The 12,056-nt window shown below is 43.2% G+C and carries 11 protein-coding genes, 12 tRNA genes and 1 rRNA gene; 23 read left to right on the plus strand and 1 reads right to left on the minus strand.

Annotation, left to right across the window (positions count from 1 at the left end; all coding sequences use genetic code 11):
• Nucleotides 1-73: 73 nt before the first annotated feature.
• From ES017_RS13775 to ES017_RS13815, 9 genes are all read left to right on the plus strand, one after another.
• Nucleotides 74-1,138: a D-alanine--D-alanine ligase gene (locus ES017_RS13775; protein ID WP_021095832.1), complete on the plus strand. Its 1,065-nt coding sequence runs from the start codon at nt 74-76 to the stop codon at nt 1,136-1,138.
• Between the two features lie 9 nt (nt 1,139-1,147).
• Complete coding sequence (locus tag ES017_RS13780; RefSeq protein ID WP_042536274.1) at nt 1,148-2,524, plus strand: UDP-N-acetylmuramoyl-tripeptide--D-alanyl-D-alanine ligase; 1,377 nt, start codon at nt 1,148-1,150, stop codon at nt 2,522-2,524.
• Nucleotides 2,525-2,669: 145 nt separating this feature from the next.
• A complete protein-coding gene (cshA, locus tag ES017_RS13785) occupies nt 2,670-4,055 on the plus strand; it encodes a degradosome RNA helicase CshA (protein WP_305793275.1) in 1,386 nt (461 codons plus the stop codon).
• A 47-nt stretch (nt 4,056-4,102) separates the two neighbouring features.
• On the plus strand, nt 4,103-4,465 hold the full coding sequence (gene acpS, locus ES017_RS13790; protein ID WP_021095829.1) for a holo-ACP synthase: 363 nt from the start codon (nt 4,103-4,105) through the stop codon (nt 4,463-4,465).
• A 74-nt stretch (nt 4,466-4,539) separates the two neighbouring features.
• On the plus strand, nt 4,540-5,559 hold the full coding sequence (locus tag ES017_RS13795; RefSeq protein WP_021095828.1) for a LolA family protein: 1,020 nt from the start codon (nt 4,540-4,542) through the stop codon (nt 5,557-5,559).
• A gap of 94 nt (nt 5,560-5,653) precedes the next feature.
• Nucleotides 5,654-6,811: an alanine racemase gene (gene alr, locus ES017_RS13800; RefSeq protein WP_171335223.1), complete on the plus strand. Its 1,158-nt coding sequence runs from the start codon at nt 5,654-5,656 to the stop codon at nt 6,809-6,811.
• A gap of 152 nt (nt 6,812-6,963) precedes the next feature.
• Nucleotides 6,964-7,245, plus strand: a complete 282-nt coding sequence (locus ES017_RS13805; RefSeq protein WP_055441975.1) for a CopG family ribbon-helix-helix protein — start codon at nt 6,964-6,966, stop codon at nt 7,243-7,245.
• 4 nt (nt 7,246-7,249) lie between these two features.
• On the plus strand, nt 7,250-7,600 hold the full coding sequence (gene ndoA, locus ES017_RS13810) for a type II toxin-antitoxin system endoribonuclease NdoA (RefSeq protein ID WP_003253417.1): 351 nt from the start codon (nt 7,250-7,252) through the stop codon (nt 7,598-7,600).
• A gap of 57 nt (nt 7,601-7,657) precedes the next feature.
• Nucleotides 7,658-9,823 carry a Tex family protein gene (locus ES017_RS13815; RefSeq protein ID WP_246349065.1) on the plus strand — a complete coding sequence of 722 codons (2,166 nt, stop codon included), beginning with the start codon at nt 7,658-7,660 and terminating at the stop codon, nt 9,821-9,823.
• Here ES017_RS13815 and cmpA read toward each other — a convergent pair.
• Nucleotides 9,818-9,931: a cortex morphogenetic protein CmpA gene (gene cmpA, locus ES017_RS13820; protein ID WP_171335225.1), complete on the minus strand. Its 114-nt coding sequence runs from the start codon at nt 9,929-9,931 to the stop codon at nt 9,818-9,820. The genes ES017_RS13815 and cmpA overlap by 6 nt on opposite strands.
• A 72-nt stretch (nt 9,932-10,003) precedes the next feature.
• Between cmpA and ES017_RS13825 the strand changes: the two genes are divergently transcribed.
• From ES017_RS13825 to ES017_RS13890, 14 genes are all read left to right on the plus strand, one after another.
• Complete coding sequence (locus ES017_RS13825) at nt 10,004-10,459, plus strand: SprT family protein (protein WP_171335226.1); 456 nt, start codon at nt 10,004-10,006, stop codon at nt 10,457-10,459.
• Between the two features lie 127 nt (nt 10,460-10,586).
• Nucleotides 10,587-10,661: transfer RNA gene (locus tag ES017_RS13830), tRNA-Asn, on the plus strand.
• 2 nt (nt 10,662-10,663) lie between these two features.
• Nucleotides 10,664-10,756: transfer RNA gene (locus ES017_RS13835), tRNA-Ser, on the plus strand.
• 16 nt (nt 10,757-10,772) lie between these two features.
• A tRNA-Glu gene (locus ES017_RS13840) sits at nt 10,773-10,844 on the plus strand.
• 39 nt (nt 10,845-10,883) lie between these two features.
• Nucleotides 10,884-10,956: transfer RNA gene (locus tag ES017_RS13845), tRNA-Val, on the plus strand.
• A gap of 7 nt (nt 10,957-10,963) precedes the next feature.
• Nucleotides 10,964-11,039: transfer RNA gene (locus ES017_RS13850), tRNA-Asp, on the plus strand.
• 31 nt (nt 11,040-11,070) lie between these two features.
• A tRNA-Gln gene (locus tag ES017_RS13855) sits at nt 11,071-11,145 on the plus strand.
• Between the two features lie 148 nt (nt 11,146-11,293).
• A tRNA-Lys gene (locus ES017_RS13860) sits at nt 11,294-11,369 on the plus strand.
• Nucleotides 11,370-11,374: 5 nt separating this feature from the next.
• Nucleotides 11,375-11,458 (plus strand) — tRNA-Leu (locus ES017_RS13865).
• A 21-nt stretch (nt 11,459-11,479) separates the two neighbouring features.
• A tRNA-Leu gene (locus ES017_RS13870) sits at nt 11,480-11,562 on the plus strand.
• Between the two features lie 59 nt (nt 11,563-11,621).
• Nucleotides 11,622-11,698 (plus strand) — tRNA-Arg (locus tag ES017_RS13875).
• A 20-nt stretch (nt 11,699-11,718) separates the two neighbouring features.
• A tRNA-Pro gene (locus ES017_RS13880) sits at nt 11,719-11,795 on the plus strand.
• Between the two features lie 22 nt (nt 11,796-11,817).
• A tRNA-Gly gene (locus ES017_RS13885) sits at nt 11,818-11,888 on the plus strand.
• Nucleotides 11,889-11,946: 58 nt separating this feature from the next.
• Nucleotides 11,947-12,056: ribosomal RNA gene (locus ES017_RS13890) — 16S ribosomal RNA — on the plus strand; the annotation flags it as partial.

Raw genomic sequence — 12,056 nt, forward strand, 5'->3', positions numbered from 1 at the left:
GTTTCACCATATAAATAAAAAAGTAGTTGTGCTACAATAAATGAAGTGAATGAACAGTCGAGGAGGAACGAACATGAAAATGACGTTAGGTGTATTATATGGCGGCAAATCGCCTGAACATAAAGTATCATTGCAAACGGCGCGTTCGGTTATCAATGCGATAAATAAAGAAAAGTTTCGTGTCGTACCCATTTATATTACAACCGATGGAGAATGGTTGCGTGGGGAAGCGATTGAAGGGGAAGTGCAAGATGTGAAGCAGCTTGCGTTTCAGCAAGGTTTGCCAGCACTTGCGTCTATTGCGAATCGTTCGGAAAAAAATGAGGAGCGCATTGATGTCATTTTTCCTCTTTTACACGGGCCGAACGGAGAAGATGGAACGGTGCAAGGAATGTTAGAATTATTAAACGTGCCGTATGTTGGGAACGGTGTGCTAGCATCAGCTGTCGGTATGGATAAAGTTGTTATGAAGCAACTGTTCGCACAAGCGGGATTAAAACAGGCGCGTTACGTCTTTTTCTTGAAAAAAGAATGGGAAAAATATAAAGAGACTGTATATGAAACAGTAGAACGTGAGCTTGGCTATCCGTGTTTTGTCAAACCAGCCAATGCTGGTTCGAGCGTAGGAATAAGTAAATGTAAAAACCGTGAGCAGCTACAAGTGGCATTCCAAGAGGCGTTTCGTTACGATCGAAAAGTCATCGTCGAAGAAGCGATTGTTGGCCGTGAAGTAGAAATTGGGGTGATCGGAAACGATGAGCCAATTTGCTCTGTTGTTGGGGAAATTGTGCCGAAAAAAGAATTTTACGATTACGAAGCAAAATATGTCGATGGAAATACAGAATTAGTTATTCCAGCGAACATTACAGATAAAGAATACGAAACGATAAAACAAATGGCACTTACCGCTTTTAAAGTGCTCGATTTAGCTGGATTAGTCCGCGCCGACTTTTTCTTGACGGCAGATGGGGAGGCGTATATTAACGAAGTCAATACGATGCCGGGCTTCACGCCGTTTAGCATGTTTCCGCTTTTATGGAAACATACCGACGTATCGTATGAGGAGTTAATTGAACGTCTCATTCAACTAGCGATTGAGCGATATGAAGAAAAACAAAACATTACGTATGTGTTTTAAGGTGATAATATGATTACACGTTCATTAGCTGACATTCAAACAATGATTCCAGGCAGTACGATTGATGAGCGTTTTTCTGCCGTTGTCATTCACGGTGTGTCGACAGATACGCGCACAATTGAGCAAGGAAATTTATACGTTCCGCTAAAAGGAGCGACATTTAACGGCCATCAATTCGTCATGCAGGCGTTTGAAAAAGGGGCAACAGCTGCATTATGGAGCAAACATGAGCCAAATGCACCGAAAGATGTGCCGCTCATTTTTGTTGATGATTCGCTCGTTGCATTGCAACAGCTAGCCCATGCGTATCGAAAACAACTTCGTGCGCGCGTCATCGGGGTGACAGGGAGCAATGGAAAGACGACGACAAAAGATATGATTGCCTCATTGCTTGGGACAGTATATCGTGTGCAAAAAACAGAAGGGAATTTAAATAATCATATCGGTGTGCCGCTAACGCTTCTCCGCCTCAAAGAAGAAACAGAATATGCGGTCGTTGAAATGGGCATGAGCGGCTTTGGAGAAATTGAATTACTCTCTACCCTAGCTGAACCAGATGTTGCGATTATTACAAATATTGGTGAATCACATTTACAAGAGCTCGGTTCGCGTGAAGGAATTGCAACAGCGAAGTTTGAAATTGTAAAAGGATTAAAGCGTGACGGACTGTTTATTTATCACGGGGATGAACCGTTGTTGCAAACGCGTGTGGAAAACGCTAATCTTTCGCATGTTCAAACGTTTGGGATGGAGACGACAAACGATTATTATCCGCTTGATATTCATGTTCAAGCGGATGGAACGGTGTTTGAGGTAAATTGTTGGCCAAATGAAACGTTTCATATGCCGCTTCTTGGCCGTCACCATGTGATGAACGCCCTTGCGGCCATGGCAGTCGCTCGTTTCGCTTCTGTTGATGTGTCCGATATGAAAAAAGGATTTTCGCGTTTATCTGTTACAAAAATGCGCACAGAAGTCATTAAACGTCATGACGGAGTGACGATCATTAACGATGCATATAACGCGAGCCCGACGTCGATGCGAGCTGCCCTTCAGTTGCTCGGACAATTGACAGGATATCGTAAGAAAATAGCGATTGTCGGCGATATGCTTGAATTAGGTGAGCAAGAAATCGCTTTTCACGAACAAATTGGCGAAATGATCGACCCACAAAAAATAGATTACGTATTAACGTACGGAGAGCGTGCGAAAGCGATCGCTGAGCGGGCAAGCAAACGGTTTAGCGAAGGACATGTTCGCTCGTATACAGATAAGGCGAAATTAGCCACAGATGTACAAGCGATGATGGGAGCGGGCGATGTTATTTTATTAAAAGCATCTCGCGGCATGAAGTTAGAGGAAATCATTTCTTTGTTAAATGAGTAAAAAGAGACGTTCAATTTGTTGAAAACATATGCATAAAATGGTATGATGAACAAGAGCTATTTACGGAATGAATTTCAACAAGGCACTTCCGTCTATACGGGAATGCCTTTTTTCGTAAGTTATTTGAAGAAGGAGTATGAAAACATTGGTTACATTTAAAGAATTTGATTTAAGTTCAGAAGTAATGAAAGCAGTTAGTAAAATGGGATTTGAAGAGGCAACACCGATTCAGGCGGCTACGATTCCGCTTAGTCTACAAAATCGTGACGTCATTGGCCAAGCGCAAACAGGAACAGGAAAAACGGCAGCATTCGGCATTCCGCTTGTTGAGAAAATTGATATGAACAACGATGCCGTGCAAGCGATCGTTGTTGCGCCAACGAGAGAATTAGCCATTCAAGTGTCCGAAGAGTTATATAAAATCGGTTCAACAAAGCGTGTGCGTGTTCTGCCGATTTACGGTGGGCAAGACATTGAGCGACAAATTCGGGCGTTAAAAAAACACCCGCACATTATTGTCGGTACACCAGGGCGCATTCTTGATCATATTCAGCGTCGTACGCTCCGTTTACAAAACGTGCATACGGTTGTGTTAGACGAAGCGGATGAAATGTTGAACATGGGGTTTGTGGAAGACATTGAGGCGATTTTAAGCCACGTGCCGACAGAGCGTCAGACGCTTCTTTTTTCAGCGACGATGCCAGAGCCGATCCGCCGCATCGCCGAACGTTTTATGGTCAATCCGGAGCTCGTTCGTGTCAAAGCGAAAGAAATGACTGTTCCGAACATTGAACAATATTATATTGAAATTCAAGAAAAGAAAAAGTTTGACACGTTAACGCGTTTATTAGATATTCAATCGCCTGAGTTAGCGATCGTTTTCGGAAGGACGAAGCGCCGTGTTGATGAGCTAGCAGAAGCGCTCAATTTGCGCGGCTATACGGCTGAAGGGATTCACGGTGATTTAAGCCAGGCGAAGCGTTTATCCGTGCTGCGCAAGTTTAAAGAAGGTTCGATTGATATTTTAGTTGCAACGGATGTCGCTGCACGCGGTTTGGATATTTCTGGTGTGACGCATGTATATAATTTCGATATTCCACAAGACCCAGAAAGCTATGTTCACCGAATCGGTCGAACAGGACGTGCAGGTAAAACGGGAATGGCGATTACGTTTGTTACACCTCGTGAAATCGGACAGTTACATCATATCGAGAAGACGACGAAGCGGAAAATGGAGCGCATGAAACCGCCAACGTTAGATGAGGCGCTTGAAGGTCAACAACGAGCAGCGATCGAAAAACTGCTTGCGACAATTGAGCATAACAACTTATCGTTTTACAAACGTGCAGCAGAAGAATTGTTAGAAGAGCACGACTCCGTTTCACTTGTTGCCGCATGTATTAAAATGTTAACGAAAGAGCCTGATATGACGCCAGTGCAGTTGACAGAAGAGCCACCGGTGATGAAAAAAGAGAAAAAGCGACAAGTGCAGACGCGTCAACGCCGCAATGAAACGCGTGCGAAACGATAGGAGCTGTCTTCGTAGATAGCTTCTTTTTCTTTATTGGAGGGATATGGATGATTGTTGGTATTGGAATTGACATTGTGGAATTAAGTCGTATTGCTCAGTTGATCGAACAACAACCGAAATTTATTGACCGCATTTTAACACATAATGAGCGCATTCGTTTTCAACAATTATCGCCAAAACGAAAAGTTGAGTTTATGGCTGGGCGCTTCGCGGCAAAAGAAGCGTATGCGAAAGCGGTTGGGACGGGGATTGGCACACATGTTTCATTTCACGATATTGAAATTCAAAATGATGAAAACGGTAAACCATATATCGTTTCCCCAGCATTGACTGAACGTGTGCACGTCTCCATTTCACATAGCGAACATTATGCTGTTGCTCAAGTAATCATTGAACGCTTGTCAAGCTAGTCTGCATATTCTCCCGCTTGACCTCATATGATGGCTTATGAAGGAAGTCCAAATGAGGTAAAGGGGTTGAAAAAATGAGACGAACATTGCTTTTTTGGTGCCTGCTTCTTTTCATTGTAGGCAGTTTGGCCGCTTGCGGAGAAAAGTCGCAACAAGATGTATTAAAAGCGCTCGATGAAAAAGTGCAAACGATGTCTGGGTACAAAGCAGAAGCAAAAATGACGCTTCAAACAGGAACAGAGCCACAAGTGTATGAAATTGAAATTTGGCATAAGTCGCCAAATTACTACCGAGTGAACTTAAAAAATGCCCAGCGTGACCAACATCAAATGATTTTGCGTAACGATGAAGGAGTATTTGTATTAACGCCTGCGTTAAATAAAAGTTTTCGCTTTCAAAGCGACTGGCCGCAAAACACAAGTCAAGTATACTTGTATGAATCGCTCGTAAAAGACATTTTAGCTGATTCGAAAGCAGATTTTAAAGCGACAAAAAACCATTACGTGTTCCAAACGAAGACAAATTACGAAAACAAAAAAATGTTGCCAAAACAAGAAATTACATTAAACAAAAAAGATTTAACTCCAGTGAAAGTGACCGTTATGGATATTGACTCGCAACCGATGTTAACTGTTGAGTTTTCAAAAGTAGAATGGAACGCCGCATTTGATGATAATGCTTTTGATGTCAGTAAAAACATGACGAGAGCGAAGTTAGAAAATGAGCAAGAAGCGACGACAGAAGCGAATCAACAAGCGGTGCCCGTCATGTATCCGACGTATGAGCTCGATGGGGTGAAGCTTGTTGAGGAAAAAGAATTTACAACAGCGAACGGCAAGCGAATCGTCATGACATTTGCCGGAGAAAAGTCGTTTACGCTTGTACAAGAAAAGGCGCATGCTGTACCAACAGCGAACGTATCGACAACCGTTAAAGGCGAGCCAATTGATTTAGGATTTGCGGTTGGAGCAATGACAAACGGAACGTTGACGTGGACGTATAAAGGAGTTGATTTTATTCTCGCTTCCCAAGACTTAACGAGAGATGAAATGGTTGCGATTGCTCGTTCCGTACAAGGAAAGATGATGAAGTAAGACTCGCGTGGCGGGTCTTTATTTTTTTGTTGACATGGCGCAAGGGGAAAAGAAATAATCAAACGTGAACACATTTTTGAAGGGGTTTGAAAGGATGGAGCAAGCATTTTATCGCGATACATGGGCAGAAATTGATTTAGATGCGATTTTTTATAATGTGCAATCGATGAAACAGCATGTCGGTCCACATGTCGATGTGATTGCTGTGGTAAAGGCAAACGCTTACGGGCATGGGGATATCCAAGTAGCGAAAACTGCGCTGGAAGCAGGGGCAACGAGATTAGCAGTCGCTTTTTTAGATGAGGCGCTAGCACTGAGAAAAAAAGGAATTTCTTCAGACGTCCCGATTCTCGTACTTGGAGCGACAAACGCTCAATATGCACCGTTAGCTGCCAGTCAAAACATTGCATTAACTGTTTTTCGAGCCGAGTGGTTTGAGCAAGCATTCATGTATGGACCGTATGAGCAACCGTTGAATGTTCATATCAAATTGGATACAGGGATGGGGCGGTTAGGAGCTAAAACGAAAGAAGAAGTGCAACAAATTGTAAACGTAGTTGAACAAAAAGACTCGTTTGTCATTGAAGGAGTATATACGCACTTTGCAACAGCCGATGAACAAAATGTTGATTATTTTTCGTTTCAATACGATACATTTATGCACATGCTAGAGTGGTTTCCTGTGAAACCTCCCCTCATTCATTGCGCCAATAGTGCAGCGGGACTGCGTTATCCTGATCGAGTATTTAATGCGGTACGCTTAGGCATCTCGATGTATGGGTTGGCACCGTCGCAAGAAATGAAACCATTGTTGCCGTATCCGTTAAAAGAAGCGTTCTCGCTCCATAGCCGTTTAACGCACGTAAAAAAGGTGAAGGCAGGGGAAAAAATTAGTTACGGGGCGACATATGCCGCAGAAGCGGATGAATGGATTGGTACGGTTCCGATTGGCTATGCAGACGGTTGGTTGCGTCGCATGCAGCACTTTTCTGTCCTTGTTGATGGAAAACGAGCTCCGATTGTTGGGAGGATTTGTATGGATCAAATGATGATTCGTTTACCTTACGAACTTCCAATTGGTACAAAAGTAACGCTTATTGGTGAACAACAAGGGGACCGTATTTCCATTGATGATGTTGCAGCACATGTAAATACGATTAATTATGAAATTCCTTGTACAATTAGTTATCGTGTCCCCCGTATTTTTTTGAAAAACAAGAGTATAATTGAAGTGAGAAATGCGGTATTATAGTAGATGGGTGCAACGAGAACGATCGTTTTCGAAAAATTTCTACAAAAAATGGACGAATGATGCTGGAAATGACTTTGCATCATGAAGATGAAATGGTATGATGTAAATTGGGAGCGACTATGTGGTTGTAGTTTAGTTGGAGGTGTGTGTTTGTGTCTGAATCCAGCGCAACAACAGAAATTGTTATTCGGTTACCGCAGGCGTTAGTGAGCGAATTAGATGGCATTGTGAAGCAAGAAAATGGCAACCGAAATGAACTTATTTATCAAGCGATGAAGATGTACATTCGTGAGCGGAAAAAACGTCAAATTCGAGAAGCGATGAGACGTGGGTATATGGAGATGGCGAAAATTAATTTGTCGCTTGCGTCGGAAGCTTTTCTTGCGGAATATGAAGCTGACCACACCGTTGAACGCTTAGTTAGCGGGGGGTAATCTTTTGATTGTCAAACGTGGTGACGTGTATTTTGCCGATCTTTCTCCAGTAGTTGGATCAGAGCAAGGGGGCGTGCGCCCTGTGCTTGTTATTCAAAATGACATTGGGAACCGTTTCAGTCCAACCGTCATTGTTGCTGCCATTACTGCGCAAATCCAAAAAGCGAAGTTGCCTACACATGTTGAAATCGACGCAAAGCGCTACGGATTTGAACGGGACTCTGTCATTTTGCTTGAACAAATTCGGACGATTGATAAACAACGTCTGACAGATAAGATTACCCATCTAGATGACGAGATGATGGATAAAGTAGATGAAGCGTTGCAAATTAGTCTTGGTCTTATTGATTTTTAATATGTTGGGAAAATAGCTACGTTGTGTAGCTATTTTTGTTTAGGGGAGGAATTTTGTTTGGAGCTATTAAAGCAATTGGCTACGAAATTAAACATTCCATTTGTGCATGTGCAACAAGTCATTCAACTTCATGAGGAAGGAAACACAATTCCATTTATTGCTCGTTACCGAAAAGAAATGACTGGTGCGCTCGATGAAGTACAAATTCGAACCATTTTAGATGAATGGAATTACTTGCAAAACTTAGCGAAGCGAAAAGAAGAAGTCATTCGTCTAATCGATGAGCAAGGAAAGTTAACGGACGAACTGAAAGAAGCGATTACGAGAGCAACGAAATTACAAGAAGTGGAAGATTTATACCGCCCATATAAACAAAAACGGCGAACAAAGGCAACAATTGCCAAAGAAAAAGGGCTCGAACCTTTTGCGGAATGGTTGTTGACGTTCCCGAGCGAACCCATCATAGAACGAGCACAAAGGTTTATTGATTCACAAAAAGAAGTACATACGGTTGAAGAAGTCATTCAAGGTGCAAAAGATATTATCGCTGAAAAAGTGTCAGATGACGCTGCGCTTCGTCAATGGATTCGTCAACAAACGTGGCAAATGGGTACGATTGTTTCTTTTGGAAAAGAAATAGAAAAAGACGAAAAGCGTGTATTTGAAATGTATTACGATCATCAGGAACCGATCGCCAAAGCACCTGCTCATCGTGTTTTAGCGATGAATCGTGGTGAAAAAGAAGGAATTTTACGCATTGCCATTGACGTAGATGGAAACCGAATGATTGAGTACATTCGTAAAAAAGTCATAACAAATGAGCAATCGCCGGCGGTTGACATTGTAGCTGAAGCGATTGAAGATGCATATAAACGTTTAATTGCCCCATCCATTGAACGAGATGTGCGAAATGAGCTGACAGAACACGCAGAAGAACGGGCCATTCACATTTTCGCTGAAAACTTGCGCAATTTATTGTTGCAACCACCATTAAAAGGGAAAGTTGTTTTAGGAGTAGATCCAGCGTATCGTACAGGATGTAAGTTAGCTGTTGTCGATGAAACCGGAAAGGTACTTCATATTGATGTCATTTACCCACATCCGCCGAAAAATGAGGTGGAAAAATCAAAAGAAAAATTAAAGCAATTACTTCATACATACCGAGTGGAGTTGATTGCCATCGGCAACGGAACGGCATCGCGAGAAACGGAGCAGTTTATCGCTGATACAATTGCAGAGTGGGAAGGAAACGTGTTTTATTTGATTGTCAACGAAGCGGGGGCAAGTGTATATTCTGCATCAGATTTAGCACGCAAAGAGTTTCCGCATTTGCAAGTCGAGGAGAGAAGCGCTGTCTCGATTGCCCGGCGCGTGCAAGATCCACTTGCCGAATTAGTAAAAATTGATCCAAAGTCTGTTGGGGTCGGCCAATATCAACATGACGTGTCACAAAAAAAGCTAGAACAGTCGTTGCAGTTTGTTGTTGAAACAGTCGTGAACCAAGTGGGTGTAAACGTCAATACCGCTTCCCCAACGTTATTGCAATATGTATCTGGTCTAACGAAGACTGTGGCTGAAAATATAGTCAAATATCGCGAAGAGTATGGGAAGTTTACTAATCGCATGCAATTAAAATGTATACCGCGCCTTGGGGCTAAAACGTATGAACAATGTATCGGTTTTTTGCGTATTTTAGACGGAGATGAGCCGTTAGACCGCACGCCGATTCATCCCGAGCGATATGAAGAAGTGCATCAATTGTTGCATCGACTTGGCTTTTCAACAGAAGCGATTGGAAGCGAGCAGTTGCGAAGTGCGCTTGAAGCGATCAGCATCGAAGAAGTAGCACAAGAACTTAATATCGGAATACTGACACTTCAAGATATTATCGATGCGCTGAAGCGTCCAGAGCGCGATCCTCGTGATGATTTGCCTAAACCAATCTTAAAGCAACATGTGTTAAAAATGGAGGACTTGAAAAAAGGAATGGAATTAGAGGGGACGGTACGAAACGTTGTCGATTTTGGTGTATTTGTAGATATTGGTGTGAAGCAGGATGGGCTTGTTCATATTTCGAAATTAAGCAATCGATATGTGAAACATCCACTTGATGTCGTATCAGTAGGAGATATTGTTAAAGTATGGGTCGATTCGGTCGATTTGCAAAAAGAGCGCATCGCTTTAACAATGATTCCACCAACATCGGAAAACACACTGTCATGAACAGTGTGTTTTCCGATAAAAAAACCAACATTGATTGAGAAGCTTAATTTGAGCGCGATTTTTCTCATAATATGCACGTCGCATTTGCTTTTTTAGCCACATCGGCATAATGATCACCTTCAAATTGTTTTTTATTATGTTATGAGTAAAAGAGCCCAATGGTGAAAGGACGGAAATAAAATGAATGAACGCGAGTTACAAGCGCTTGTTGAGCGCATATCATTACATGTATTTCATAAGCCATTTCGCCATCGAGCGATATTTAACGATCGTTTAAGAACGACTGGCGGAAGATACATTCTTTCTACGCATCATATTGAACTAAATCGAAAATATTACGAACAATACGGGGAAGACGAATTTATTCAAATCATCAAACACGAGTTATGCCATTACCATTTGCACCTTGAAGGAAAAGGGTATCGCCATCGCGATCGTGACTTTCGGGAACTATTGAAAAAAGTGCAAGCGCCACGCTTTTGTAAACCTATTGTATTACCGAAGAAAGGGAAAACGTATTATTACGAATGCACATCATGTCGTTATATGTACGTGCGAAGAAAAGCAGTAGATACAACTCGATACGTATGTGGTTTTTGTCGAGGGAAATTGAAAAAAATAAAAAGAGAGTGTTGACAAGCCAAATCCTTATATGCTAAATTATAAAAGCCGTCGTTACTCGACGAAGAAACAAAATAAAAAAGACAGTTGACAGATCAAAAAAGAGTAAATATAATATAAACAGTCCTAATGATTAAGTTATTCCGCAGTAGCTCAGTGGTAGAGCACTCGGCTGTTAACCGAGCGGTCGTAGGTTCGAATCCTACCTGCGGAGCCATTGGAGAAGTACCCAAGTGGCTGAAGGGGACGGTTTGCTAAACCGTTAGGTCGTTCTTTTACGGCGCGCGGGTTCAAATCCCGCCTTCTCCGCCACGAAAATAATAAACATGGCCCGTTGGTCAAGTGGTTAAGACACCGCCCTTTCACGGCGGTAACACGGGTTCGAATCCCGTACGGGTCATCTTTTGGAGTGCTCATTTTGTCCACTCCATTTTATTTCGGAGGATTAGCTCAGCTGGGAGAGCACTTGCCTTACAAGCAAGGGGTCGGCGGTTCGATCCCGTCATCCTCCACTCTTTTGGTCCCGTGGTGTAGTGGTTAACATGCCTGCCTGTCACGCAGGAGATCGCGGGTTCGATCCCCGTCGGGACCGCCACTCAAGAACTGAACTTTTTAAGGGTGTTTGTTGGGCTATAGCCAAGCGGTAAGGCAACGGACTTTGACTCCGTGATGCGCTGGTTCGAATCCAGCTAGCCCAGCCATTAATGTGACGAGCCATTAGCTCAGTAGGTAGAGCACGATCGATTTAGCTTCTTTGAAAAAGCAACAGCGTACCGCTCGAGCTGCTACTTGATTAAGCATACTGAGAGCGGGACGTCAAAAATCTTATTTAAAAACTCTTTTTGAAACGAGCCATTAGCTCAGTAGGTAGAGCATCTGACTTTTAATCAGAGGGTCGGAGGTTCGAGTCCTCCATGGCTCACCATGTATGCGGGTGTGGCGGAATTGGCAGACGCACCAGACTTAGGATCTGGCGCCTTTGGCGTGGGGGTTCAAGTCCCTCCACCCGCACCAGTCGGTCAGTTTCTATCATATGCGGTCGTGGCGGAATGGCAGACGCGCTAGGTTGAGGGCCTAGTGGGGGCAACCCCGTGGAGGTTCAAGTCCTCTCGGCCGCATCAAGAAAAGCTTGACTTTGATTAATGAAACATGATATATTGAAAAGGTCGTTAAAAATGCGCCCGTAGCTCAATTGGATAGAGCATCTGACTACGGATCAGAAGGTTAGGGGTTCGAATCCTCTCGGGCGCGCCATGTTTTTATTATAATGAAGACGGGAAGTAGCTCAGCTTGGTAGAGCACATGGTTTGGGACCATGGGGTCGCAGGTTCGAATCCTGTCTTCCCGACCATTTTGCTAATAATTATGATTATGCGGGTGTAGTTTAGTGGTAAAACCTCAGCCTTCCAAGCTGATGTCGTGGGTTCGATTCCCATCACCCGCTTTGATGTTCCTTGAAAACTGAACGAAGCGAAAAGCGTACAAAAGCTAAGGATAACTTTTCTATGGAGAGTTTGATCCTGGCTCAGGACGAACGCTGGCGGCGTGCCTAATACATGCAAGTCGAGCGGACGAATCAAAAGCTTGCTTTTGATTCGTTAGCGGCGGACGG

Origin of the sequence: Anoxybacillus sp. EFIL (genome assembly GCF_013096955.1) — a bacterium.
GTDB lineage: Bacteria > Bacillota > Bacilli > Bacillales > Anoxybacillaceae > Anoxybacillus > Anoxybacillus ayderensis.